Origin of the sequence: Streptomyces sp. NPDC048507 (assembly GCF_043199995.1) — a bacterium.
Lineage (GTDB): Bacteria > Actinomycetota > Actinomycetes > Streptomycetales > Streptomycetaceae > Streptomyces.
Genome location: NZ_JBICWZ010000001.1, coordinates 863696 through 888396, shown reverse-complemented (window position 1 = coordinate 888396; position 24701 = coordinate 863696). Strand labels below are relative to the sequence as shown.

At 76.1% G+C, this 24701-nt stretch carries 18 protein-coding genes; 12 read left to right on the top strand and 6 right to left on the bottom strand.

Features of this window, described 5'->3' with window-relative positions; translation table 11 throughout:
* Window positions 1-22: 22 nt before the first annotated feature.
* From ACGFXC_RS04055 to ACGFXC_RS04045, 3 genes are all read right to left on the bottom strand, one after another.
* Window positions 23-1216 carry an anhydro-N-acetylmuramic acid kinase gene (locus ACGFXC_RS04055; RefSeq protein WP_393709202.1) on the bottom strand — a complete coding sequence of 398 codons (1194 nt, stop codon included), beginning with the start codon at window positions 1214-1216 and terminating at the stop codon, window positions 23-25.
* Window positions 1213-2523: an MFS transporter gene (locus ACGFXC_RS04050; protein WP_393709200.1), complete on the bottom strand. Its 1311-nt coding sequence runs from the start codon at window positions 2521-2523 to the stop codon at window positions 1213-1215. The genes ACGFXC_RS04055 and ACGFXC_RS04050 overlap by 4 nt, the downstream gene beginning before the upstream one ends.
* Window positions 2524-2642: 119 nt before the next feature.
* Window positions 2643-4064 (bottom strand): Ig-like domain-containing protein, encoded by a 1422-nt coding sequence (locus ACGFXC_RS04045; RefSeq protein WP_393709198.1) that lies wholly within the window; start codon window positions 4062-4064, stop codon window positions 2643-2645.
* Window positions 4065-4308: 244 nt separating this feature from the next.
* On the opposite strand from ACGFXC_RS04045, the gene ACGFXC_RS04040 reads away from it, so the two are divergent.
* The 11 genes from ACGFXC_RS04040 to ACGFXC_RS03990 all read left to right on the top strand — a co-directional run bounded on the left by ACGFXC_RS04040 (window position 4309) and on the right by ACGFXC_RS03990 (window position 22060).
* Window positions 4309-4929, top strand: a complete 621-nt coding sequence (locus ACGFXC_RS04040; RefSeq protein ID WP_393709196.1) for an L-threonylcarbamoyladenylate synthase — start codon at window positions 4309-4311, stop codon at window positions 4927-4929.
* A gap of 405 nt (window positions 4930-5334) precedes the next feature.
* Window positions 5335-7263 (top strand): BTAD domain-containing putative transcriptional regulator, encoded by a 1929-nt coding sequence (locus ACGFXC_RS04035; RefSeq protein ID WP_393709195.1) that lies wholly within the window; start codon window positions 5335-5337, stop codon window positions 7261-7263.
* A gap of 133 nt (window positions 7264-7396) precedes the next feature.
* Window positions 7397-9607 carry a TOMM precursor leader peptide-binding protein gene (locus ACGFXC_RS04030; RefSeq protein ID WP_393709193.1) on the top strand — a complete coding sequence of 737 codons (2211 nt, stop codon included), beginning with the start codon at window positions 7397-7399 and terminating at the stop codon, window positions 9605-9607.
* Window positions 9597-11621, top strand: a complete 2025-nt coding sequence (locus ACGFXC_RS04025; protein ID WP_393709191.1) for a TOMM precursor leader peptide-binding protein — start codon at window positions 9597-9599, stop codon at window positions 11619-11621. The genes ACGFXC_RS04030 and ACGFXC_RS04025 overlap by 11 nt, the downstream gene beginning before the upstream one ends.
* Before the next feature lie 45 nt (window positions 11622-11666).
* Window positions 11667-13211 carry a SagB family peptide dehydrogenase gene (locus ACGFXC_RS04020; RefSeq protein ID WP_393709189.1) on the top strand — a complete coding sequence of 515 codons (1545 nt, stop codon included), beginning with the start codon at window positions 11667-11669 and terminating at the stop codon, window positions 13209-13211.
* 38 nt (window positions 13212-13249) lie between these two features.
* Window positions 13250-16069: a lantibiotic dehydratase gene (locus ACGFXC_RS04015; protein ID WP_393709187.1), complete on the top strand. Its 2820-nt coding sequence runs from the start codon at window positions 13250-13252 to the stop codon at window positions 16067-16069.
* On the top strand, window positions 16057-17163 hold the full coding sequence (locus ACGFXC_RS04010) for a lantibiotic dehydratase C-terminal domain-containing protein (RefSeq protein WP_393709186.1): 1107 nt from the start codon (window positions 16057-16059) through the stop codon (window positions 17161-17163). Before ACGFXC_RS04015 ends, ACGFXC_RS04010 begins: the two co-directional genes overlap by 13 nt.
* Entirely contained in the window at window positions 17160-18272 is a 1113-nt protein-coding gene (locus ACGFXC_RS04005; RefSeq protein ID WP_393709184.1) for a peptidase M50, read from the top strand. Before ACGFXC_RS04010 ends, ACGFXC_RS04005 begins: the two co-directional genes overlap by 4 nt.
* Before the next feature lie 91 nt (window positions 18273-18363).
* Window positions 18364-19353, top strand: coding sequence for an ABC transporter ATP-binding protein (locus ACGFXC_RS04000; RefSeq protein ID WP_393709182.1), 990 nt, complete (start codon window positions 18364-18366; stop codon window positions 19351-19353).
* A complete protein-coding gene (locus ACGFXC_RS03995; protein WP_393709181.1) occupies window positions 19350-20105 on the top strand; it encodes an ABC transporter permease in 756 nt (251 codons plus the stop codon). The genes ACGFXC_RS04000 and ACGFXC_RS03995 overlap by 4 nt, the downstream gene beginning before the upstream one ends.
* The gene (locus ACGFXC_RS03990; protein ID WP_393709179.1) at window positions 20102-22060 is read left to right on the top strand and encodes a TOMM precursor leader peptide-binding protein; all 1959 of its coding nucleotides are present in this window, start codon (window positions 20102-20104) and stop codon (window positions 22058-22060) included. Before ACGFXC_RS03995 ends, ACGFXC_RS03990 begins: the two co-directional genes overlap by 4 nt.
* A gap of 86 nt (window positions 22061-22146) precedes the next feature.
* Here the strand turns inward: ACGFXC_RS03990 and ACGFXC_RS03985 are convergent, their stop codons facing one another.
* A complete protein-coding gene (locus ACGFXC_RS03985; protein ID WP_007268044.1) occupies window positions 22147-22320 on the bottom strand; it encodes a thiazolylpeptide-type bacteriocin in 174 nt (57 codons plus the stop codon).
* Window positions 22321-22504: 184 nt separating this feature from the next.
* Here ACGFXC_RS03985 and ACGFXC_RS03980 point away from each other — a divergent pair, with 184 nt between their 5' ends.
* A complete protein-coding gene (locus tag ACGFXC_RS03980; RefSeq protein ID WP_393709178.1) occupies window positions 22505-23818 on the top strand; it encodes an amidohydrolase in 1314 nt (437 codons plus the stop codon).
* On the opposite strand, the gene cynS is transcribed toward ACGFXC_RS03980, so the two are convergent.
* Both cynS and ACGFXC_RS03970 read right to left on the bottom strand, forming a co-directional pair.
* Complete coding sequence (gene cynS / locus ACGFXC_RS03975; RefSeq protein ID WP_393709176.1) at window positions 23819-24289, bottom strand: cyanase; 471 nt, start codon at window positions 24287-24289, stop codon at window positions 23819-23821. It lies immediately after the preceding gene.
* A 55-nt stretch (window positions 24290-24344) separates the two neighbouring features.
* Window positions 24345-24569, bottom strand: coding sequence for a carbonic anhydrase (locus tag ACGFXC_RS03970; RefSeq protein ID WP_393709174.1), 225 nt, complete (start codon window positions 24567-24569; stop codon window positions 24345-24347).
* Between the last annotated feature and the right edge of the window lie 132 nt (window positions 24570-24701).

The following is a 24701-nucleotide window of genomic DNA, read 5'->3' as shown; positions in this document are numbered from 1 at the left end:
CGACGGGCGAAGGGACGCCCGGTCAGCCCGCGACGGGGGCGGCTGCGACGACGAGGGTGTGGGGCGGGCGGTCCGGGACGGGCGGGAGCCGCAGGGGGCGGCGGCCCGGGGTCAGGGAACCCAGGACGCGGGGGCCGTGGGCGCCGGTGCAGTCGGGGACGTTGCCGGGCAGGCCGTGCAGGCTGAGGAACCCGAGCACGGCGAAGGCGTACGCCTCCTTCGCGGCGGCGGACAGACCGAGCTCGCCGGAGTCCGACAGGGCGACGTGGCCCGGCAGTTCCTCGCGGAGCGCCGCCATCAGCACGGGGTTGCGGGTGCCGCCGCCGGAGGCGATCACCTCGGTGGCGCGCAGGGGGCGCAGTGCGTCGGCGACGGTGCGGGCCGTGAGCCGGGTGAGGGTGGCCAGCACGTCCTGCGGCGGCAGGCCGGGGAAGGGCGCCAGGGCGGTGCGCAGGTGGCCGGAGTGGAAGAGTTCCTTGCCGGTGCTCTTGGGGGCGGGCCGGCGGTAGTACGGCTCCGCGAGCAGGCGCAGCAGGAGCGGTTCGTGGATGCGTCCGGCGGCGGCGAGGGCGCCGTCCTCGTCGTAGTCGAGCCGGCCCCCGGTGAGTTCGCGTACGGCGGCGTCGAGCAGGGCGTTGCCCGGGCCGGTGTCGAAGGCCACGGGCGGGCCGTCCGGCGGGACGGCGGTGAGGTTGGCGATGCCGCCGATGTTGAGGGCGGCGGGGGTGCCGGGGCGGCCCCGCAGCAGCATGAGGTCGATCAGGCCGACGAGCGGGGCGCCCTGGCCCCCGGCGGCGATGTCCCGGGGGCGGAAGTCGCTGACGACGGGGCGGCCGGTGGCCTCGGCGATCCAGGCGGGGCTGCCGAGCTGGAGGGTTCCGCGCACCTGCCCGGCGTCCACCCAGTGGAAGACGGTCTGCCCGTGCGAGGCGATCAACTCGGCTTCGCCGGAGCACAGTTCGCTGTCGGCGCGGACCGCGAGGGCGGCGAAGGCCCGGCCGATGCGGGTGTCGAGGCGGCACACGTCCCCCAGGGTGGTGGGGGCGGGCGGCAGGGCGGCGGCGAGGTCGGCGCGCAGGGCGTCCTCGTAGGGGGCGCTGACCATGCCCAGCGGGACCAGGCGCAGGGTGGTGCCGTCCGGGTCGGGGGTGAGGTCCGCGGCGGCGGCGTCGACGGCGTCGTACGAGGTGCCCGACATCAGGCCGATGACCCTCACCGCAGCGGCCGCAGGTGGTCGTCGCGCCGCAGCGTGGCCAGGGCGGGGATGCTGAGGGCGCACAGGCCCCCGGCGTAGTAGGCGGGGACGTCGGGGTCGCCGGTCGCGGCGGTCAGGGCGGTGATGACGAGGCCGGCGCAGCCGGCGAAGACGGCGTTGGCGAGGGCGTAGGAGACGGCGAGGCCCGTGCAGCGCACGGACGCGGGGAACATCTCCGCGAGCATGGCCGGACCGGGCCCGGCGAGCAGTCCGACGGCGGCGCCCGCCGCGAGCAGGGCGGCGGCCCTGGCGGGGGCGGGGGCGGCGGGGTCCCGCAGGAGGTGCAGCAGCGGCAGCGCGCACCCGGCGACGACGAGGGCCCCGCCGAGCATGACGGGGCGCCGGCCGACGCGGTCGCTGAGCATCCCGGCGGGCAGGATCGAGGCGGCGAAGCCGAGGTTGGCGAGGGCGGTGGCGGTCAGGGCCTCCCGGAAGGAGGCACCGAGAGCGGTTTGCAGGTACGAGGGCAGCACCACGAGGAAGGTGTACCCCGCCGCCGACCACCCCATGACCCGCCCGACCCCCAGTACGACGGCCCGCCCCGCCCCCTTCCCGGCGCCGGGCGCGGCACCCGGCCCGGCGGATGCGGCGCGAGGCCCGGCGGGCGCGGGCGGCGGGGCTTCGGGCAGGGCGGCGCGCAGGCCGAGGACGGCCAGGCCCATCGGGAGGGCGAGGAGGAACGGGACCCGCCAGCCCCAGGCGTACAGGGCCGCCGGGGAGAGCAGCGAGGCCAGCAGGGCGGCGACGGCCGCCCCGGCGAGGAGGCCGAGGGCGACGGTGAGGGACTGCCAGGCCCCGTACCGGCCGCGCCTGCCCGGTGGCGCGTGCTCGGTCATCAGGGCCACGGCGCCCCCGAACTCCCCTCCGGCACAAAGGCCTTGCAGGGATCGCAGCAGGACGAGCAGCCACGGCGCGGCGGCGCCCGCGCTGTCCCGGGCCGGCAGGAGTCCGATCAGGGTGGTGGCGAGGGTCATCAGGCCGATCACGAGGACCAGCGCGCGGCGCCGGCCGGCCCGGTCGGCGAGCCGGCCGAAGAACAGGGCCCCGGCGGGGCGGAAGAAGAAGGCCACGGCGAAGGAGGCGTAGGTGGCGAGGAGCGGGCCGGCCGACCCCGCCGGGTGGTCGGCCGACGGGTGGCCCGGGGTGAAGAAGCGGTCGGCGATGACGGTGGCGAAGGAGCCGTAGACGCCGAACTCGTACCACTCGACGAAGTTCCCGGCCGCGCCCGCGAGCAGCGCGCGGCGCGGCCGGTACCCGGGTACGGGCACGGGGACGGCGTCCGGGGGCCCGGCGGGGGGCGGCTCCGGCGGGTCGCAGCGGTCGCGCGGGCCGCAGGGGTCGCAGGGGGCGTAGGAGGCGGGTGGTACGTGTGGGTCGTGGGGGTGGGTCACGTCGTCGGGGTGAGGCGGGCCGGGGCGGCGGCGGCCGGGGCGGCGGGCGGGGACAGGGCGCTGCCCGCGGTCCAGGCGGGCCAGTCCATGTTCCAGTCGCCGAAGCCGTTCGCGAAGGGCGGCATCGGCTCACCGCCGCTGTTGACCACCTCGACGATGTCCCCCTCGCGGACGGTGTCGAAGAACCAGGCGGCGTCCTCGGTGCTCATGCCCGTGCAGCCGTGGCTCACGTTCTCCTCGCCCTGCGCCTCCACCGACCAGGGCGCGGCGTGGATGTACTCGCCGCTCCACGTCACGCGGGTCGCGTACTGGACGGGAAGGTCGTAGAACTCCTTGGTGCCCTTCTGGATGCCGACCGTGTCCCCGCGCATCCGGACCTTGGGCTCCTTGCCCAGCACGACCTTGATGCCGCTGCGGGTGAGGAACCCGGCCTTGCCGGTGGTGACCGGGATGGTCCGCACGACCCGGCCGTTGCGGCGGACCGTCATCTCGTGGGCGGCCGAGTCGGTGACGGCCTCGATCCGGTCGGCGACGGTGAACTCCAGGGGCTCGGAGGGGCCTCCGTACCCGTGGTCGCCCAGCTCGACGCCGTCGAGTCCGCTGCGGACGCGGACCACGGTGTGGGCGGGCCAGTAGGTGCGCGGCCGGAAGTGCAGGGTGGAGTCGTCGACCCAGTGCCAGGCGCCTTCGACGTGCGGCTCCGAGGTGACCCGCAGGGCCTGCTCGACGCGTGCGCGGGCGTCGGCGTCCGCACCCGGGACCGGGTGGCTGAGGGCGGCCGTCACGATCTCCCCCGCCCCGTACGTGCCGGGGCGGGGCCCGAACTCGGCGGTGAGCCTGCCCCCGTCGGCCGGGGGCGCCGTCCGGAAGGCGAGGGTGACGCCGACCGGGGTGCCGTCACCGGCCTGGGCGCCGACCCGGACGGTGTAGTCCTCCCCCGCCCGCAGGGGCTCGGTGTTGCGCCAGCGGCCGCCGCCGGGGGCGAGTGCCCCGGCCAGGTGGCGGCCGTGTCCGTCCTGGACGGTGACGTCGGTGAGGCTGCCGGCCCGGGCCGTGGGGAGCGCGATCTCCAGCGGGCCGCCGGCGTCGGTGGGCAGGGTCTCGGTGCGGGCGCCGGCGGGGTCCCGCAGCAGGGAGCCGGCTCCGCGGGCGGTGGCCAGCACCCGTTGCTCCCGCCAGTCCCCGCACTTGCCGGAGCGGAAGGCCCCGGCCTCGCACCAGCCGTCGCCGGCGGCCCGGCCGGTCTCCACGGCCCGGCCCACCAGCAGGGTGACCGCGGCCTCCCGGCCCGGTCCCCCGACGGCCGCGCCCAAGAGGTCCTGGAGGGCGACGGGTTGGCCCGGCGCGGCGGCGACGGTCAGTACGGCGCCCGTCACCGCGGCCACCGCGCTCCATGCTTTGGTCCGTGACGTCGCCACGCAGCCCTCCCAGATCGCCCACCGCCGGATGGCAGCATCAAAACGACCTGAAGCCGAAACGATGATCGTAAACTCGGCCCTGGGGCCGAACGGGCGCCCCAAGAGAACCCGTACGGAGCAGACCGCCCCCCGCGCCCCGCCGCGCCCGGCGTCCGCCGGGCGGGGGCGCGGGGCGTCGCCGGGCCTCCCCCGGCCGGGCCCACGGGTGGCGGAGGGGCCGGATCCGGTCCCGTAGGCTCGGCGGATGGCGAAGTACTTCGACGTGCACCCCGAGAACCCTCAGCGGCGCACCATCAGCAGCGTGGCCGACAGCATCCGCGCGGGTGCGCTCGTCGCGTACCCGACCGACTCCTGTTTCGCATTGGGCTGCCAGCTCGGCAACCGCGACGGGCTGGCGCGGATCCGTACCATCCGCGACCTCGACGACCGGCACCACTTCACCCTGGTGTGCCAGAACTTCGCACAGCTGGGGCAGTTCGTGCACGTCGACAACGACGTGTTCCGGGCGATCAAGGCGGCGACGCCCGGCCCCTACACGTTCATCCTGAAGGCCACCTCCGAGGTGCCGAAGCAGCTGATGCACCCGAAGAAGAAGACGGTCGGCGTGCGGATCCCGGACCACCTGGTCACCCAGAGCCTGCTCGCCGAGCTCGGCGAGCCGCTGGTGTCCAGCACGCTGCTGCTGCCCGACGAGGAGGAGCCGCTGACGCAGGGCTGGGAGATCAAGGAGCGGCTGGACCACGTCGTGGACGCCGTGCTGGACTCCGGGGACTGCGGGACCCGGCCGACCACCGTCATCGACTTCTCCGGCGGCGAGGCCGAAATCGTACGCCGTGGAGCGGGCGACACGGCCCGCTTCGAATAGCGGCCCGGCCGGCCCGCGGCCGGCACCTCCGCAGGTCCGCAGGTACCGCTTCCGACGAGGGGTGGATTCCGGTTCAATGAACGGAATCCACCCTTCCGAGCATCTGGATCCAGCCACGGAAGAGATCATTCCCTTCCGCTCCCCCGGCGGCCCGGAATGCCTCTTCAATTAGGACTCCGGCGCCCCGGCCATCAAAACTCGTTTACTTGTGAACAGTATTGACGCGGCGCCAGTAACTCCACGAGGCTTGCGCGTGACGCAGAGGAGAAGAACGGCCGGAACGCCGGAAATGATCCGGTCGACACCTCGACTTTCGCAAGATCCGTTATGTAGGGTTCCAGATATTCACCGCCCAACGGGGAGCGGCGAGCTGCCTCTGGCAATGGTCCGGACTATTTCCGGACCATGTCCGGCACGGAAGCTCCGCAGGCCACCGCCCCCGGCACCTTCGTCTGCGAAACACGTGACCCGACACGGGGGACCAGCATGCGGTTCCAGCTATTGGGGCCCCTGAGTATTGCGCACGGCCCCGAGACGGTGGTTCTCAAGCCGTCCAAACCCACCAGTCTGCTCGCGGCGCTTCTGCTCCATCCCGGCGCCGTGGTTTCCACCGGCTATCTGCTCCGCGCCGTTTGGGACGAGGAGCCCCCCGCCACGGCGCGGGCCGCGCTCCAGACGTGCGTGCTGCGCCTGCGCAGGTTATTCGCGAAATACGGCATATCCGCGACGACCATCGAGGCCGTACCCGGCGGGTACCGGATGCACAACGACACCGAGACCCTCGACCTCGTCCTGTTCCGGTTACTGACGGCGCGGGCACGCGCCGCCGCCGGTACGGGTACGGGTACGGGTGCCGGCACCGGCACCGGCACCGGCACCGGCGAGGAACTGTACCGGCTGCGCGAGGCGCTCTCGCTGTGGCACGGACAGCCCCTGGCCAACGTGGCCTCGCGCATGCTCCAGCGGGACGCCGTGCCCGCGCTGGAGCAGGAGCGGCTGCGGGTCCTGGAGCGGGTCTGCGACCTCGAACTGGCCGCCGGGAACTGCCACCAGGTGCTCGTCGACCTCTACGAGGGCGCCCGTCGGCATCCGGTCCGCGAGCGGTTCACCGAGCAGCTCGTCGAGGCCCTCTACCGCACCGGACGGCAGGCCGAGGCGCTGGCCGAGTACCGCACGGTGCGCGACCGGCTCCGCGAGGAGCTCGGCGTGGATCCCGGACCGGGTCTGCGGCGGCTGGAGCTCGCGATCCTGCGGGCCGAGGAGCTGGGTCCGCCCGCTCCTGCCGGCCCGCATCCACACCCGGTACCCGAACTCCCGCGCGCACGGGCCGAGTTGATCGCCGCGGTGCCGGTACGGCCCGAGACCCCCGACGGGCCGGCGCCGGTGCGCGGCTTCGCCGGGCGCGAGGCGGACCTGCGGGCGATGGCGCGGCGGCTCACCGATGCGGGCGGGCCCCGGATCGTCGTCGTCTCCGGAGCCCCCGGCATCGGCAAGTCGGCGCTCGCGCTGCAGAGCGCGCACGAGGTCCGCCGCTCCTTCCCCGGCGGGGTGTCCGTCCTCGACCTGGCCCGGCCGGACGGCAGCGGCCTCGACGTGGAGGAGGCCCGCAAGCTGCTGCCCGGGCCGGGCGGCGGGGGGCGGCGGCTGCTGGTGCTCGACAACGCGGCGGGCGCCGGCCAGGTGCTGCCGCTGCTGTCCCGGGCGGGCGACGCCGCGGTGCTGGTGACCAGCCGGCGCGGGCTCGCGGCCGTCGTCGCCACCCACGGCGGGGCCGTGCACCGGCTCGACGTGCTCGCACCCGGCGAGGCCCACCGGTTGCTGTCCGGGCTCGTCGGGGCGGAGCGGATCGGGGCCGAGGCGGCCGCCGCACGGGAACTGGCGGCGGTGTGCGGGCACTTCCCGCTGGCGCTGCGGATCGCCGCCGGGCGGCTGCTGACCCGGCCGGGGCTGTCCGTCGCGGACTGCGCGGCCTGGCTGGCGGAGGACCCGCCGGCCCGGCTGGCCCTGGCCGAGGACCCGCGGCTCTCGGTGCCCGAGGTGTTCGGGCAGGCCGTGGGCGCGTTGGCACCCCCGATGCAAGAAACGTTTCTTCGGCTGGGCGCGCTCGATCCGGCCCAGGACCTGTCCGGGGCGGGGAGCGAGACCGTCCTCGAACAGCTCGTCGAGGCGGGGATGCTGGAGGACGGCCCGCCCGGCCAGCCCTACCGGATCCACGCCTTCCTCCGGGTCTACTCGCGGTGGCTGGCCCGCGCCGGCGGATCCGCCGCCGGCCCCGGGTCCACGGCCCGGCCGCCCACCACCCCGGCCCCGCAGCCGCAGCCGCAGCCGCGCTGACCGTCCGGCCCCGCTCCCCCGCGCTTCCCGTACGGGGCGCTCCCCCACGCGCCCTCCCCACCCCGGCATGTCCCGTCCCGGCATTTCCCACCTCACGTCTCCGACCCCACCAGACCGCAATCAGAAGTGTTCCATGTCCCAAGCCAGCTTCGACGACGTCGCCGCCACCCGGCCCCGGATCCGCCGGGACGTGCTCTTCACCGAGACCCCGGACGGCGTGCTCTTCCACAACGCCGACGGCGGATTCCGCCTGACCGCCCGCTCCGCGTACCGCTTCGCGACGCTGATCGTCCCGCACCTGACCGGCGAGCACTCCGTCACCGAGCTCTGTCAGGGCTTGGGCGACCCCCAGCGCGCGATGGTCGGCGAACTCGTCAGAACCCTGTACGAACGGGACTTCGCCCGCCCCGTGGCGGCCCCCGGCGCCGGGGCGGATCCGGCCCCGGCCGTCCCCGAGCCCGACGTGGCCCGGCGCTACGCGCCGCAGATCGCCTACGCCGACCACTACGCCGACCGGGCGGAGGCCCGCTTCCTGCGCTTCCGCGGCACCCGGGTGGCCGTCCTCGGCGAGGACGCCGTGGCCCGCTGGTGCGCGCTCAGCCTGGTGCGCAACGGATGCGCGGACGTGGCCCTGCTGCCGGGGGCCGACGCGGCCGAGGTGGCGGCCGAGGCGGCGGAGGCCGCCGCGGACGGCTGTCCGGCCGTGGTCCGTACGCTGTCCACGGCCGCGCCCGGCTGGGCGGAACTGGCGGACGCCGACTTCGTGGTGGTCACCGGCGGGGCCGCGGCCCCGGCCCGGCTGCTTCCCCTGCTGCGCGCCGGGATACCCGAGGGCCGCTCCCTGCTGCCCGCCTGGTCGTACGGGGACGACATGGTCGTCGGCCCGCTGATGACGTCCGGCACCGCCGGCTGCTGGTCCTGCGCCGCGCTGCGGCTGGGCGCGGCGCGCGGCGGTGCGGGGGCGGCCGCGCTGTGGAGCGCGCTGGCGCTGCCGGAGGCTCCCCTCGCGGCGGGGCCCGTGCCGGGACGGCCGCTGGCCGCGATGATCGGCAACCTGCTGGGCTACGAGGTGTTCCGCGCGACCTCTGGGACGCTGCCCGCCGAGACCGCCGGGCGGCTGCTCGTCCAGGACACGGCCTCGCTGGACGTCACGGCCGAGCCGCTGTTCCCGCACCCGCGCTGCCCCTTCTGCGCGCCGGACGAGCCCGCGGCGGCCCCGGTGGACCTGGCGGCCGCCGGCCGTTCGGGGGCGCCCGCGCTGCCCACCCTGGAGACCGCCCGGGAGGCCGACGCACTGGTGGCGGAGCTGAACCGGCGCTCCGCGCTGGTGCGCCCGTACGCGGGGGTGTTCACCCGGTACGCGGACGAGGAGCTGACGCAGATCCCGCTGAAGCTCGGCGCGGTCGAGCTGGGCATCGGGCACGCGGGGCCGCGCACCGTGGCCGCCTTCGACGTCCACCACGTGGCCGGGGCCCGGATGCGGGCGCTGGACGCGGCGGCGCTGGTGTACGCGGAGCACGTGGTGCCGGCCCGGGGGCTGGTGGAGCCCGGTGCGGCGGGGACGGATCAGGTCGTGGCCCCGGCGGACCTGGCGACGGCCTCCGGGCTGCCGGGCGCGGTGTACGCCTGCCGGCGGGGCGTGTCCCTGCTGACGAAGGAAGCGGTCCTGGTCCCGGCGGGGGCGGTGCGGCCGTTCGGTCCGCACAACACCGATCGGCTCTTCGAGCGCACCCGGGCGGGCGCGGGGGCCGGCCCCTCCCCCGCCGACGCGGCCGCCGCCGGACTGCTCTCGGCGCTCGGGCACGCCGCCCTGCTGCGGGCCGTGCGGGGCGCGCCGGCGGCCCCGGTGCCGCTGCCGGACCCGGCCGGCGCGGACGCCGAAGCGGCCTTCCTCGTACGGTCGGCCGAGCGGCTCGGGCTGCGGCCGGAGCTGCTGGACCTCGGTGAGGGCGGGCGCAGCGGGGTGGAGGTGCTGCTGGCCCGCGCCGGGGAGCACTGGGCGCTGGGCGAGGGGCTGGACCGGCGTACGGCGGCGCTCGCGGCGCTGCGGGAGCTGCTGGGCGCGGTGCAGTACGCCGCCGATCCGGCGGGCCGGTCTCCGGCCGACACGGGCGATCCGCTGCTGGCCGACCTGGACCCGCGGACCCTGGTGTGCGGCGCGGTGGCCGCCGGTGCGGCGGATGCGGGCGGGGGCACGTCCTGGGAGCGGGTGCTGGAGCGGCTCGGGGCGGCCGGGCTGGACGCGTACGTGGTGACGACCGGGTCGCCGGAGCTGGCGGGCGCCGGCCTGCACACCGTCCGGGTACTGCTGACGGTGGTGCGGGAGCCCGGCGATGACGCGTGACTCCCCCGCCCCCGTCCGCCGGGTGAGGACCGCCCCGGCGCTGGCGGGGGCCCTCGGCGCGCAGGCCGCCGCACGGTTCACGGACCTGCTGGAGCGTGCCCTGGCGGCCCTGGACGGCCCGGCGGTGGCGCTGGCCCCGCTGGGTCTGGACGACGCCTTCACCCGGCCGCTCCCGGCCGAGCAGGTGCCCGGCGGCCCCCGCGAGCCCGGCACGCTGCCGCCCGGTGTGCCCGAGGTGCCCGAGGTGCCCGGGGTGCCCGGGGTGCCCGGGGTGCCCGTGCACCTGTACGGGTACCAGGCCGTCGTCGGACCCTTGCCGTCCTCGGCGCCGGGGTGCGGGCGCTGCCTGGAGCGGCGCTGGCAGGCCGTGCGGTCCGTCGCGCTGCGGGACGCGCTGGAGCTGGGCGGCGGGACGTGCGCGGCGGGCGGCTGGCCCTACGCGCACGCCTTCGCCGCCGACGCGCTGGCCGCGCTGGTCGCCTCCGCCGCCGGGGTCGGGGCCGCCGCCGCGCCGGGCCCGGGCGCGGCGCCGTTCCCCTCGGTCCGCGCGCTGGACCTGCGCACCGGCGCGGTCCGGCGCTACCCGCTGGTGCCCGACCCGGAGTGCCCGGTGTGCGCCGCGCCGACGGTGGACGCGCCCGGGCCGCCGGACCTGGCGCCCGCGCCCGCGTACCGGCCGGGTGCCTTCCGCACCCGTCCGGTGGAGGCGTACGCCCTGGAGGTGGCGGCCTTCGCGAACCCGCTGTGCGGGGCGCTGGGCCCGTCCCTGGTGCAGGACGTCTCCTCCACGTCCACCTCCGCCACCATCGGCTGTTTCTCGATGCGTTCGGGCGCGTACCTGCGCGAGACGTTCTGGGGCGGCCACACCGCCACCTTCGCGCGCAGTGCCCGCGTCGGGGTGCTGGAGGGGCTGGAGCGGTACGCGGGGATGCGTGCGCGGTCCCGGACCACCAGCGTCCGCGGCTCGCTGCGGCAGTTCGCCGGGGCCGTGGACCCGCGCGAGGCAGGCCTCTACGACGCCGCCTTCCACCGGGACAACCCGCGGGTGCGGCCCTTCGACCCGGACCGGGAGATCCCCTGGGTGTGGGGCTGGTCGCTGCGCGACCGCCTCCCGCGCCTGGTGCCGGAGATCCTGACGTACTACCACGCGCCCGGTCTGGAGAACCGGTTCGTCCAGGAGAGCTCCAACGGCTGTGCCTCCGGCGGGAGCCTGGCCGAGGCCTGCTACTTCGGGCTGATGGAGGTCGTCGAGCGGGACGCCTTCCTGCTGGCCTGGTACGGACGCCAGCCGCTGCCGGAGATCGATCCGGCCACCAGCACCCGCGCTTCCACCCGGGCGATGGTCGACCGGCTGGCCCTCTACGGGTACCGGGCGCGGTTCTTCGACACCCGGATCAGTTTCCCGGTCCCGGTGGTGACCGCCGTCGCCGAACGCTTCGACGGCGGGACGGGCCGGATGTGCTTCGGGGCGGGGGCGGGACTGGACCCGGAGTCGGCGCTGGATTCGGCGCTGTGCGAGATCGCCACGGACGCGGTGAACCTGCCCGGCCGCACCGAGCGGGACGCGGACCGGCTGGCCGCGATGGCCGCCGACTTCGGCCTGGTCACCGCGCTGCACGACCATCCGCTGGTGTACGGGGTGCCCGGGATGGGCCGGCACGCCGACTTCCTGCTGCGCTCCCCCGCCCGGGAGCCGCTGCGGCCGGTGTCGGCTCTGCGCTTCCCCGCGGGGGTGGCGGACGACGTGCGCGAGGACCTGGGGCGCTGCGTCGACGCCGTCGCGGCCGGGGGGTTCGACGTGGTCGTCGTCGACCAGACGCTGCCCGAGCAGCGGGCGCTGGGACTGCACACCGTGAGCGTGCTGGTACCGGGGCTGCTGCCCATCGACTTCGGCTGGTCGCGGCAGCGGGCGCTCGGCATGCCCCGGCTGCGGACGGCCCTGCGCGCGGCGGGGCTGCGCGAGCGGGACCTGGCGGACGCCGACCTCAACCCGGCTCCGCACCCCTTCCCCTGACCGGCCGCCGGCGCGTCCGGCACCCCGACCGACCGAGGAGGACCCGTGGGCTACGCCCATGACTACGCCAGCGCCATCATGTACCGGGGCCGGGTTCCCATGGAGCCCGCGGACTTCGTGCCCGACTGGGCCGACCGCCCCCGCAAGGCCAAGTTCTACCCGCAGGCACAGACCCTGCCGCTGCCGGATCCGGCGGACGGGCCGCGGCCCGCGCCGGGGTTCACCCTGCCGCTGCTCTCCGGCATGCTCCAGGACTCGTACGGGCTGACCGGGCGGCGCCTGGCCGTGCAGGCCAACACCGACCTGGCGGCGCTGCCCCACTACGCGCAGGCCAACTGGTCGCGGGGCACGGCCTCGGGCGGCGGGCTCTACCCCGTCGGCGTGTACTGGGCCGCCGGGGCGGGCGGACCGCTCACCCCGGGCCTCTACCACTACGCCCCGCACCAGCACGGGCTGCGCCGGCTGCTGACCGGGGACGTCACGGGCGATGTCCGCGCGGCCCTCGGGGCGGGGCCGGACGACGCCACCCAGTACCTGGTGCTCGGCGTCAAGTACTGGCAGAACGCCTTCAAGTACAACAGCTTCTCCTTCCACGCCGTCTGCATGGACGTGGGCGCGCTCGTCCAGACCTGGCGGCTGTGGGCGCGGGCGTACGGCCTGCGGATCGCCCCCGCGCTGTGGTTCGACGAGGAGCGCCTCGCCCGGCTGCTCGGCGTGGTCCCCGAGGAGGAGGGGATCTTCGCGGTGCTCCCGCTGGAGTGGGAGGGCGACGACGCCGGGCCGGTGGCCGAGGTGCCGCCCACCGGTGCGGCCGTCCGCCACCGGGACCGCGAGCGCTCCCGTACGGTCCACTCCTTCGAGACGCTGCTGCGCGTCCACGGGGCCACCCTCGGCCGCACCGCCGACCGGCCCGCGCCGCAGGCCCTGGACGCGGCCGCCGCGCACCCGCCGCGGGGCGGGCGGGCGACCGCGCTGCCCGCCCCGGCCGCCGCCCCGCTGGAGCCCGCGGCGGCGCTGCGGGCGCGGCGCAGCAGCTTCGGGCGGTTCGACGCCACCCGGCCGGTGACGGCGGCGCAGCTCGCGGCGGCGCTGGCGGACTGCGCGGCCACCCGGTTCGGGAGCGAGGCCGAGCGGCCCGGGGGGCCGCCGCTGACCGCCCTGTACGCCTTCGTCAACCACGTCGAGGGCATCGATCCGGGCGGTTACGCCTACGATCCGGCGGCCCACTCGCTGCGCCTGGTGGTGCCCGGGGCGCCGGGGCCCTTCCTGCAGGGCAGCTACTTCCTGTCGAACTACAACCTGGAGCAGGCGGCCGCCGTACTGGTGCCGACCGTGCGCACCACCGCGGTCCTGGACGCGGTGGGCGACCGCGGCTACCGCCTGGTGGGCGCGGCCGTCGGGGCGGTGGCGCAGACCTTCTACACCACGGCGGCGGCCCACGGGCTGGGCGCGGGCGTGGCCCTCGGCTTCGACAACGTCTCGTACGCCGAGCGGCTGGGGCTGGCCGGCACCGACGAGGCGCCGCTGCTGATCATGCTGCTCGGTCACGAGCGGCCGCGGCCCGCCGACTTCCGTCACGAGATCGCCTGACCGGGCGCCAGAGCCCACGAGAGAAGCGGACGATCAGGATGAACACCACCACCGAATGGCGAGCGGGCGGCCGCTTCATGCTGCGCGTCGCCGGGCTGCCGCTGACCGCGGCCGACGCGCTGCGCTGCCCGGACACCCGGCGCTGGGCCGCCGACGTGCTCGCGGCCGAGGACGCGCTGCGGGCGGACGCGCAGTGGCTGAGCGAGGTGCTGCACCGGGCGGTCGGCGCGACCGATCCGGAGCCGGGCGGGCCGGACGCGGCCCGGCGCCGGGCGCTGCTGCGGTTGCGGCGCCAGGTCCACAACGGGCGGCCGCCGACGGATCCCGGGGCGGCCCTGCGCACCCTGGCGGAGCTCGGCGAGTTCGGGGAAGCGGATGCCGGGGCCGCCGCGGAGCGCCTCGGCGGCTGGCTGCTGCGGGTGTGCGAGCTGGCGAAGCTGCTGTCCGAGGGCGACCCGCTGCTCGCCGCCGATCTGGGCCGGGCCCGGGCCGCGCTGCGCGGGCTGCTGGACGACGAACGGCTGCGGCACGGGCTGCTGCTGGCCTCGCCGGTGCTGGAGGGGCAGCTCGACGCGTACGCGGAGGCCACCGCGGACGGCCGGGTGCCGGGGGGCCGCGCCCGCAAGGCCGAACGCTCGGTGCTCTCGTACCTCTACCGCACCGCGTGCAAGACCAGTCCCTTCAGCACCTTCACCGGCGTCGCGACGGGCCGCTTCACCGACCCGGCGGGAGCGGAGGGCATCCGGGTCGAGGACCGCTGGAGCAGCCACGTCCGGCTGAACGTGGTGGTCCTGGCCCGGATCGCCGAGCTGGTGCAGGCCGATCCGGTGCGGCGGCGGGACCTGCCGCTGCGCCCCGCCCCCGGCTGGGGGCGCGAGGAGGACCGGATCCGCTACGTGCGCCGGTCGGTCACGGCCGGCGACGACTCGGCCGCCGTCACCTTCGACGCCGTCCGGGACCGGCTGTTCTTCCTGCGCCGCAGCGGCACCCTGGACCGCATGCTCGCCCTGTTCGCGGAGCGCGAGGAGCGCTGCGGGGAACCGGAGCTGCGCCACCGGGAGCTGGCCGCGTGGCTGGCGGCGGAGCACGGCGCGGAGCCGCGGGAGTGCGAGGCCTACATCGCGGCGCTGCTCGAACTGGGGATGGTGAGGGTGCCGTGCCTGGACACGCGGGTGCACGGCGGGGATCCCGTACGGGCCTTCCGGCGTTCCCTGACCGCGCTGGAGCGGCCCTGGGCCGACGCGCTCGCGGAGCTGCTGGAGGAGCCGGCCCGGCTGCTGGAGCGCTACCCGCACGCCGGCCGCAGCGAGCGGGCCGCTCTGCTGCTCGCGCTGCGCACCGGGCTGCGCCGGGTCCAGGCGGAACTCGGCGCGCCCGCGGACGCGCCGCTGCCGCTGACGCTGGTCTACGAGGACGTGAGCGCGGGCCGCGAGCTGGCCGCGCCGTCGCCCGGGTGGGCGCGGGAGGGCTCCGGCGGCGGCGCCCTGCGCTCGGTCGAGCGGATCCTGCCCGCCTTCGACCTGACCCTCGCCCAGCGCATCACCTTCGAGGGGTTCTTCACGGCCCGCTACGGCCGGGGCGGACGCTGCGAGGACCTGCTCGGCCTGGTCCACGACTTCCACGAGGACTTCTTCGACCAGTACCTGTCCTTCACCGCGCGGCGCACCCCCTTCGACGCGCGCGGTGCGTACGTGCCGGAGGAGAACTGGCTCGGCCTGCCCGGGATCCGGGCCCTGGACGCGGCCCGGCGGGCCTTCACCGGCCGGATGCGGGAGCACTGGGCGGCGTACGGGGACGGGGGCGGAACGGAGGGCGAACTGCGCCTGGACGAGGCGGACATGGCAGCGGTGGCGGCGGAACTGGAGCCGGTGGTGGCCGGGTTCGCGCCGCGCTGCCACCACGTCCAGCTGGCCCGCGACCCGGCCACGGGCGGGCAGCTGACCGTGCTGAACCGCTCCTACGGCGGGCTGTCGTTCCCGTTCAGCCGTTTCACCCACGTGTACGAGGAGCAGGACGGCCGCCCTTCCCTCGACGGGCAGCTGCGCGCGACCGCCGCCGACGTCACTCCGCCCGGCGCGGTCTTCGCCGAGGTCACCGGCGGCGCCGTCACCACCAACCTGAACCTGCACGGCCGGCTCACCGACTACGAGATCGTCTGCCCGGGCGAGAGCGGCACCCTGCCCGAGGACCGGCTGCTGCGCCTGGACGACCTGTACGCGCGGCACGACCCCGCGACGGACCGGGTGGAGCTGCGTTCGCGGCGGCTGGGCCTGCGGGTGATCCCGGTGTACCTCGGCTACCTCGTACCGCTCGCGCTGCCCGCCGTACCCCGCACCCTGCTGCTGCTGTCGCCGTCCTCGATGTCCCCGCTGGACGTCTGGGCGGGGGTTCCGGAGCCCGTGGCCCACGGCGGGGTGGGCGCACGGCCCCGCGTGGTGCACGGGGACGTGGTGCTGAGCCGGCGCAGCTGGACCACCACGGCGGGCGCGCTGCCTGTGCGCGGGGCGCGGGAGGCCGCGCACTTCCTGGAGTGGCAGCGCTGGCGGCGCGCCCACGGGCTGCCGGAGCGGGTCTTCGCGACCGTGTCGGCGGGCCCCTCCGCGCTGGGTGCCAAGCCCCAGTACGTGGACTTCGCGAGCCTGCTCTCGCTGGCCGCCTTCGAGCCGCTGCTGCGGGAGCCGGAACACCGGGTGGTCTTCCGGGAGATGCTGCCGGACCCGGACTCGCTGCACACCTTCTCGGCCCGCGGGGCGCACGTCGCCGAGCTGGCCGTGGAGACCTTCACCACGACCGCCGCAGATCCGGCGGCCGCTTCGAACCCTCCGCAGCCGGAAGGCGGTTCCAGATGTCAGAGCTGACCCCGACGCGTGGCGCCTGGCAGGCCATGCACATCTTCTACGCCGCCAGCCCGCAGCCCCTGCTGGTGCAGTGCGTGCGCCCGCTGATCGCCTCGCTCACCGAGGACGGTCTGCTGGCGGGGCACTTCTTCATCAACTACTGGCTGGAGGGGCCGCACGTGCGGCTGCGGCTGCGGCCGGTGTCCCCGGAGGCCGGGGCCGAGGTGCGGCGGCGCACCGAGGAGGCGGTGTCGGCGTTCCTGCGGGCCCGGCCGGCGCTGTACGAGGTGGACTCCGGGTTCCTCAACGAGTTCTACAACACCCTCTTCGACATCGAGTTCCCCGAGGGCGACCGGGCCGCCTTCATGGGCGCGGACGGGCGCATGAACCTGCGCCCCAACAACTCGTACTCCTACGAGCCCTACGAGCCGGAGTTCGGGAAGTACGGCGGCCCGGCCGGGGTGGAGCTCGCCGAATGGCACTTCGCGCACTCCAGCGACCTGGTCATGGACGCCCTGGGTTCGATGAACCTGCACCTGCGGACGGTGCTGCTGGGCACCTCGGCGCAGCTGATGATGGTGATGGCGGGGGTGTTCCTGCCCGGCCGGGAGGAGCTGGGCGGCTATCTGGAGCGCTACTACGCCTTCTGGCACCAGGCCTTCCCCGGTACGGGCTTCATCGGTTCCGCCGAGTACGACCGCGCCTACGGGCACACCGCCCCCGGGCTCGCGCGCCGCTTCGAGGGGGTGCTGGCGGCGCTCGGCTCCGGCGGGACGGGTCGGCTGCCCGCCTTCCTCACGGGCTGGGCCGAGCACTGCCGCGAGCTGCGCCGGCGCGCCGAAGTCCTGGCCGTCGGCGGGGAGCTGGTCTTCCGGTCCTGGGACGGCAGCCGCGACGAGCGGGTGACGGATCCGGCGGTGGCACTGCCGCTGCTGCTCTCCCCGTACATGCACATGACCAACAACCGGCTGCACGTGACCATCCGGGACGAGGCCTACCTGGCGCACCTGCTGGGCCGGGTGCTGCGCGAGGAGATGACGGCTGCGGGCTCCGCTCCCCCGGCGGCCGGGGACGGCGCGCGGGACGCGGCCGGGGCGCGGGCGGTCGGGCCGTGAGCGCCGCCGCCCCCTCGGGCGCGGCGGACCACCGGCCGGCGCTGCGGCCGGGGATCCTGCTGTCCCCGCCGCTGCTGAACGGCCCGTCCGTGGTGCACCTGGTGAAGGACCCGGTCTCCGGCGCCTCCTTCGAGATCGGGCCGAAGGAGTACTTCCTGGTCTCGCGGCTCGACGGCTCCCGGAGCCTGGCGGAGATCGGCGAGGCGTACGGGGAGGCGTTCGGGCGCCGGCTCGGCGAGCGGAACTGGCAGCAGCTGCTGGGGCTGCTGGGGGCCCGGCGGCTGCTCGCGGGCGGCCCGGCCCCCGAACCGGCCGCAGGTCCGGGGCCGCAGCGCACCGGGGGCCTGCTGCGCGGGACACTGCGGCTGGTCGCCGACGCCGACGCCACGACGGCGCGGCTGCACCGGTTCCTGCGGCCGGTCCTGCGGCCGGTGGTGCTGGGTGTGCTGATCCTCGTGTGCGTGGGCATGGAAGGGGTGCTGGCCTCCGCGGCCGGTGAACTCCTGGAGGACCTGTGGTGGCTGCTGTCCCGGCCGGTGCCGCTGCTGGCGGTGGCCACGCTGCTGTGGCTGAGCACCGCGCTGCACGAGTTCGCCCACGGCATCGCCGCCCGGCACGTCGGCGGCCGGGTCGGGGAGATCGGGCTGCGCTGGCGGCTCCCCGTGGCGATCATGTACTGCACGGTGGACAACTACCGCTACCTGGAGCGCCGTCGCCGCCAGCTCGCCGTCGCCGGGGCGGGGGCGTTCGCCAACCTCCTGTTCCTGCTGCCCTTCTTCGGCTGGTGGACCGCCCTGCCCGCGGCCGACCCCACCGGCCGGGTCCTGGGCGCGCTGCTGCTGCTCGGCAGCGCCCAGGCCCTGGTCAACCTGGTCCCGCTGCCACCGCTCGACGGCTACGCCCTGCTGGGGCACGCGCTGCGCGTGACCCGGCTGGCCCCGGCCAGTGCGGCGTACCTGCGGCTGCGGCTGCGCGACCGGGCCGCCGCGGCCGCCTACCCGCCGCGGGCCCGGCGGCTCTACCTCGGCTACGGGATCGGCTCGGCCGTGCTGGTCCTGCTGCTGGCCGGGGGCGCGGCGGCCGTCGTCACGTACGCCGTCCGCTCCTGACCCCGCGCGCCCCGCCCCCACGGCCCCTGCCCCCCACCCCGTCCGGACACCGACACACCGACACACCGACACCGAGGGAACCGCACCGCCCATGACAACTGACCGCACCCCACCGCCCGACGCACCCGACGCACCCGGGACCGCCGTCGCCGTCTCCGTCCGGGAGGTACGCAAGCGCTACGGCGACCGCCAAGCCGTGGACGGCATCTCGCTCGACGTGCGCCGCGGGGAGTTCTTCGGGCTGCTCGGCCCCAACGGGGCGGGCAAGACCACCCTCATAGAGATCGTCGAGGGACTGCGCCGGGCCGACTCCGGCACGGTCGAGGTCCTCGGCCACCGGCCCTGGCCCCGCAACACGGCCCTGCTGCCGCGGATCGGCGTACAGACGCAGGCCTCCGCCTTCTTCGTCCGCCAGACGGCGCGCGAGCACCTGGCCACCGTGGCGGGGCTCTACCGCAAGGACGCGGCCGCCGCGGACCGCACGCTGGAGACGGTCGCGCTGGGCGAGCAGCGCGACGTCCTGGTCGAGAACCTCTCCGGGGGCCAGCGCCAGCGCCTCGCCATCGCCTCGGCGCTGGTCCACGACCCCGAGCTGATCTTCCTGGACGAGCCGACGGCCGCCCTGGACCCGCAGGCCCGCCGGGACCTGTGGGAGGTGCTGCGCACCCTCAAGGGCGAGGGCCGCACCATCGTCTACACCACCCACCACCTGGACGAGGCCGAGGCCCTGTGCGACCGGGTGGCCATCCTCGTCGCGGGCCGGATCGCCGCCCTCGACTCCCCGCACCGCCTCGTCGCCGCCGCCGGGGCCCCGGCCCGGCTGCTGGTGCCCGCCGGACGGCTGGAGGCGGCGCAGGCTGCGGCGCTGGAGGGGGTGGACCGGGTGAGCGAGCAGGGCGGTTCGCTCGTCCTGGAGACCTCGGCCCCCGGCCGGGTCCTGCAGGCCGTGGACGCGCTCACCGGACTCGACGGGGTGATGACCCGTACGGCCACCCTGGAGGACGTCTACCTCGAACTCACCGGCCGCCACGGCCCCGCCGCCGGCCACACCCCCGCACAGACCACGGAGCACCGGGCATGAGCGCGTACACGGCACTGACCGCCGCCGGATACCGGGCCCAGGTCCGGGACAAGGCCACCCTCTTCTTCACCTTCGCCTTCCCCCTCCTCTTCCTCGTCGTGTTCGGCCTGATCTTCAGCGGCCAGGACGTGGAGCAGAGCGGGCGGCCGTACATCTCGTACATCGCGCCCGGGGTGATGTCCTGGGGCGTCGCCAACGCCGCCGTGTTCGGGATCGCGTTCACCCTGATGCAGTGGCGGCGCGACGACCTGCTGCGGCTGATCCGGCTCACGCCGACGCCGCTGACCACCGTGCTGGCCTCCCGCTACGTCCTGTCGTTGGTGGTGGGCGTGGTGCAGGCGGCGGTGTTCGTCGCCGTCGCCATGCTGCCCGGCTTCGGGCTGGTGCTGGACGGCCGCTGGCCGCTGGTGCTGCCCGCGCTGGTGGCGGGCGTCACCGCCTTCATGGCGATCGGCGTGATCGTCGGCACCTTCGCCAACACCCCGGAGGCGGTCGCCGCCATCGCCAACTGCCTGATGGTGCCGATGGCGTTCCTGTCCGGTTCCTTCCTGCCGCTGGACATGATGCCGGACTGGCTGCGGTCGGTGTCCCGGGTGCTGCCGCTGCGCTACCTCAACGACGCGGCCACCGGAGCGCTGACCGGCTCGGGCTCCCTGGCCGCCATCGGGACCGGCTGCGCGGCACTGTGCGGGTTCGCCCTGCTGTTCGGCGGGATCGGGCTGAGGACCTTCCGCTGGAGCAACCAGTCATGACCGCGACGAGCACGCTCCGGACCGGCGCTCCGTCCGGCGCTCCGCTGGAGTCGGCGCGGCGCGCACTGGAACGCCACCTGACGGGGGCGGCCGGCCCGGACGGCGGCCCCGACGTGGTCACGCTCGGGGTGCACGACGCCCTCGGGCCGCGCGCCGGCGACCCCTTCGCGGCGGTGCGGCCGGGCGCGGCCGTCCACCTCGGCGCCCGGGCCGTACTCCTCGGGCCCTGGGGCGGCGACGGCACCGCCCCCGCCTGCGGGCAGTGCCTGGCCATGCGCTGGCAGCGGCTGCGCAGCCGCAGCGAACGCGACGCGCTGGAGACCGGCGCCGGTCCCGTCACCGCCGTCGGGGCCGACTGGCCGCGGCTGTCCCCGTACGTGCGGGACGCGGTGGCCGCGCTGTACGCGGCCGTGCGGGGCGGCGGTGTGCGCGCCCCGTCGCCGCTGGCGGCCGACCGGGCCCTGCCCCAGGTGACGCGGCTGGACCTGGAGTCCCTCCAAGTGCGGACGTACCCGCTGGCCGCCGACCCGCTGTGCCCCGACTGCGGCCCGCGCGGAACCGGTGGACCGCGTCCGCTGCGCCCGGTCTCCCGGCCGAAACCCGGCCCGGGCGCACAGCGGCTGCGCGGGGCGTCCGCGTACCCGGTGCCCCGGGAGGCGCTGGCCAATCCGGTGACGGGGGTGCTCGGCGGCGGCACCTGGATCAACGTGACCTCCCCGACCACCGCGCCCGTCGCGGGCAGCGTCTTCATGCGGGGGTACGCGGGCCTGACCGACGTCACCTGGAGCGGGCAGGCCAACAGCTTCTCCGCCAGCCGCGACCTGGCCTTCCTGGAGGGCCTGGAGCGCTACGCGGGCACGCACCGCCGTACGGGCACGACCGAGGTGCTCACCGCCTCGTACGCGGAGCTCGGGGAGCGGGCCCTGGACCCGGCGCGCTGCGGGCTCTACCCGGAGTCGACCTACCGCGACGATCCGCTGGTCTCGCCCTTCGACCCGGGGCGGCCCATCCCCTGGGTGTACGGGCACTCCCTGCGCGACGACCGGCCGGTGCTGGTCCCGGCGCGCCTGGCCTACTACAGCGCGGGCCTCGCCGCCGACAACTTCGTCTTCGAGTGCTCCAACGGCTGCGCGATCGGCGGCTGTCCGGAGGAGGCGCTGCTCGCAGCCCTGCTGGAGCTGATCGAGCGGGACGCCTTCCTGCTCGCCTGGTACGGCGGCCAGCGGCTGACGGAGATCGACCTGGCCTCCGTACCGGGGCCGGCGGTCCGCACGATGGTGGACCGGGCGGCCCTCCAGGGGTACGACGTGCACGCCTTCGACAACCGGATCGACCTCGCGGTGCCGGTGGTCACCGGACTCGCGGTACGGCGCGACGGCGGGCCGGGGCTGTACTCCTTCGGCGCGGGCGCCGCGCTGGATCCGGCGGCCGCGGTGGAGGCCGCCCTCTCGGAGGTCCTGACCTACATACCGCACCTGCCGGGGCAGGTGGCCGCCCGGCGGTCCGAACTGGAGGCGATGGCGGGGGACTTCTCCCGGGTCAAGCACCTCAAGGACCATGCCCAGCTGTTCGGGCTGCCGGCGATGTCCGCCCACGTGCGCCCGTACCGGGAGCCGCTCGCCGTACGGTCCGTGGCGGAGCTGTACGCGGCGTGGGAGGAGCGGGAGCGGCCGCGCACCGCGGACCTGCGCGACGATCTGCTCTGGTGCGTGCGGGAGTTGACGGCCGCCGGGTACGACGTGATCGCGGTCGACCAGACGACGCCGGAACAGCGCCGGGCGGGTCTGTGCACGGTGCGCGCGATCGTCCCCGGGCTGCTGCCGATCGACTTCGGCTGGTCGCGCCAGCGGGCGCCCCACATGCCCCGGCTGCGGACGGCGGCGGTGCGCGGAGGGCTGCGGGCCCGGCCGTTGACGGACGCGGAGGTCAGGCTGGTGCCGCACCCGTTCCCCTGAGGCCCGGCGCCGCCCGCGCACGGATGCCCCGGGACCCTCGTAGGAGGGTCCCGGGGCATCCGTGCGCACGCCCTGCCGAGCTCGGGTCAGGCGCTGCAGGAGGTGGTGCTGGTGGTGGAGGAGCAGGTGGAGGTGGAGCTGCAGCTGGTGGAACCGGCGAGCACGACCTCGCTGGCGTCCGAGTAGTCCGAGATCTCGAAGGTCTCCGACTCCAGCTCCAGGATCTCGTCGGCGAGCGAGGCGAGCGGCGACTTCTCCATGGGGACTCCTTCGGTTGGTGCGGTATGTGGGTGCGCGACCACGAAGCGGTCGTCTCCGTGCGGTGCCCCTCCAGCAAAGCCGCCCGCGCCGTCATTCCACCCGGCCCCCTTCTGACATTCCGCTGACACGAGGTGTCAGCGCCTTGACGGACGCCACCGGATCGGGTGCCCGAGCATGGTCGTCATGACCCCGCCCACCGCCACCGCCACCAGCGCCGCCGTGCTGGCCGCGTACCCCTCCCTCGCCCGGCCCCTCACCACCCTCTACCTCGATCTGCATCAACACCCCGAGCTGTCGGGCGCGGAACGGCGCACGGCCGCGCTGTTCGCCGACTGGCTGGAGTCCGCCGGGTACGCGACGACGCGCGGGATCGGCGGGCACGGCGTGGCCGGGGTGCTGCGCCGGGGCGAGGGCCCGACGGTGCTGCTGCGCGCCGAGCTGGACGCGCTGCCGCTGCGGGAGACCACCGGGCTGCCCTACGCGAGCGAGGGCCCGGCCGCGCACGCCTGCGGGCACGACCTGCACCTGGCCGCGGCCGCCGGGGCCGCGTCCCTGCTGGCGGACGCCGGCCCGGCGGCCTGGCGGGGCACGCTGGTGGTGGTGGGGCAGCCCGCGGAGGAAACCCTGGAGGGCGCCCGGGCGATGCTGGCCGACGGGCTGTACGAGCGGACCGGGCGTCCGGACGCGGTGCTCGCGCAGCACGGCGCCCCGCTGCCGGCCGGGATGGTGGCGCACGGGTACGGGCCGATGACGGCGGGGAGCGTGACCTTCCGGGTGGTGGTGCACGGGCGGGGCGGCCACGCGGGCGCCCCGCACCTGACGGTGGACCCGGTGGTGACGGCGGCCCACGTGGTGACCCGGCTCCAGACGGTGGTCGCGCGGGAGACGGCGCCGTCCGACCACGTGGCCGTGACGGTGGGCTCCTTCCGGGCGGGCGAACGGGCCAACGTGATCCCGGACCGGGCCGAGCTGGGCATCACCGTACGGGCGGCGGGCGCGGCGGCGCTCGCGCGGGCGGCGGCGGCCGTCGAGCGGATCGTGCGCGCCGAGTGCGCCGCCGCCGGCTGTCCCCGGGAACCGGAGGTGGTCCGCGAGCGGGAGTCCCCCGTCACCCATCCCGACCCGGCGACGACGGCCGCCGTGCGGGAGGCGCACGCGGGGCACTTCGGGGCGGAGCGGGTGGCGATGTGGCCGCCGTCGCTGGCCACGGAGGACTTCGGGCTGTTCGGCGACGCGGGCCGGTCCGTGCACGGCGCCCCGGGGGTGCGGCTCGGCTACTGGATGCTGGGCGTGATCGGCCCGGCGGCCTGGGCGGCGGCGCCCGGGGAGGGCGCCGCGGAGAAGATGGCCGCGCTCCCCGCCCACCACGCCCCGGACTTCGCCCCCGATCCGCGCACGGCCCTCCCGGCGGGGACGGCCGCGCTCACGGCGGCGGCCCTGGCCTGCCTGCGGCCCCGTCCCGCGCCCGTGCCCGCGCCCGGGCCCGCTGGAGTCTGATCAGAAGGGCCTGGTCGGGAGGTACTTGCCGTCGAGGGTGATCACGGCGCGCTCGCCGCCGTCGGGGTCGGCGACCTTCCGGACGTCGAGGCGGAAGTTGATGGCGCTGATGATGCCGTCGCCGAACTCCTCGTGGACCAGGGCCTTGAGGGTGGTGCCGTAGACCTGGAGCATCTCGTGGAAGCGGTAGATCGTCGGGTCGGTCGGGACCGAGCCGGGGATGGAGCCCCGGGTGGGGATGGTCCGCAGCCACATCTCGGCGTCCTCGTCCAGGCCGAGGAGGTCGGCGACGGCCTTCGCGGCGGGCTCGGGCAGCGGGTGCTGGCCGAGGACGGCGGCGGTGACGAAGGCCACGGACAGGCCGGTGACGTCGGCGATCTGGCGCCAGGTCAGGTTCTTGCGGACCTTGGCCTCGACGGCCGCGTCGGCGATCCGCTCACGGACGGCGGGGGCGAACTGGGCGTGCGTCATGGGACGGGTTCCTTTCGAAGGCGTACACGGGGTGTGCCGGTACGGGGGTATGCGGTCAGGCCGCGAGGGTGACGGGGCGGCCTGCGCCCTCGAGCCGTTCGACGGTCCCGGAGGGGATGTCGTAGACCCAGCCGTGCAGGGCCAGGGTCCGCGCCGCGAGGCCGCGGGCCACCGAGGGGTGGGTGGCCAGGTTGGCGAGCTGGGCCCGTACGTTCTCCCGGACCAGCGCGTCCACCGGGTCCGGGGCGACGGCGTCCCCGGCCCGGGCGGTACGGGCCACGGAGGCGTGCGCGGGGGGCCGCCCCCCCGCGCCCCCCCGGGCGTGGCCCCGGGGGTGGGCCGCCGCGAGCGCGGGGAACGCCCCCCCGGCGGGGTGGGCGCCGACCCCCACGTCGGGGTCGCCGAGGGCGGC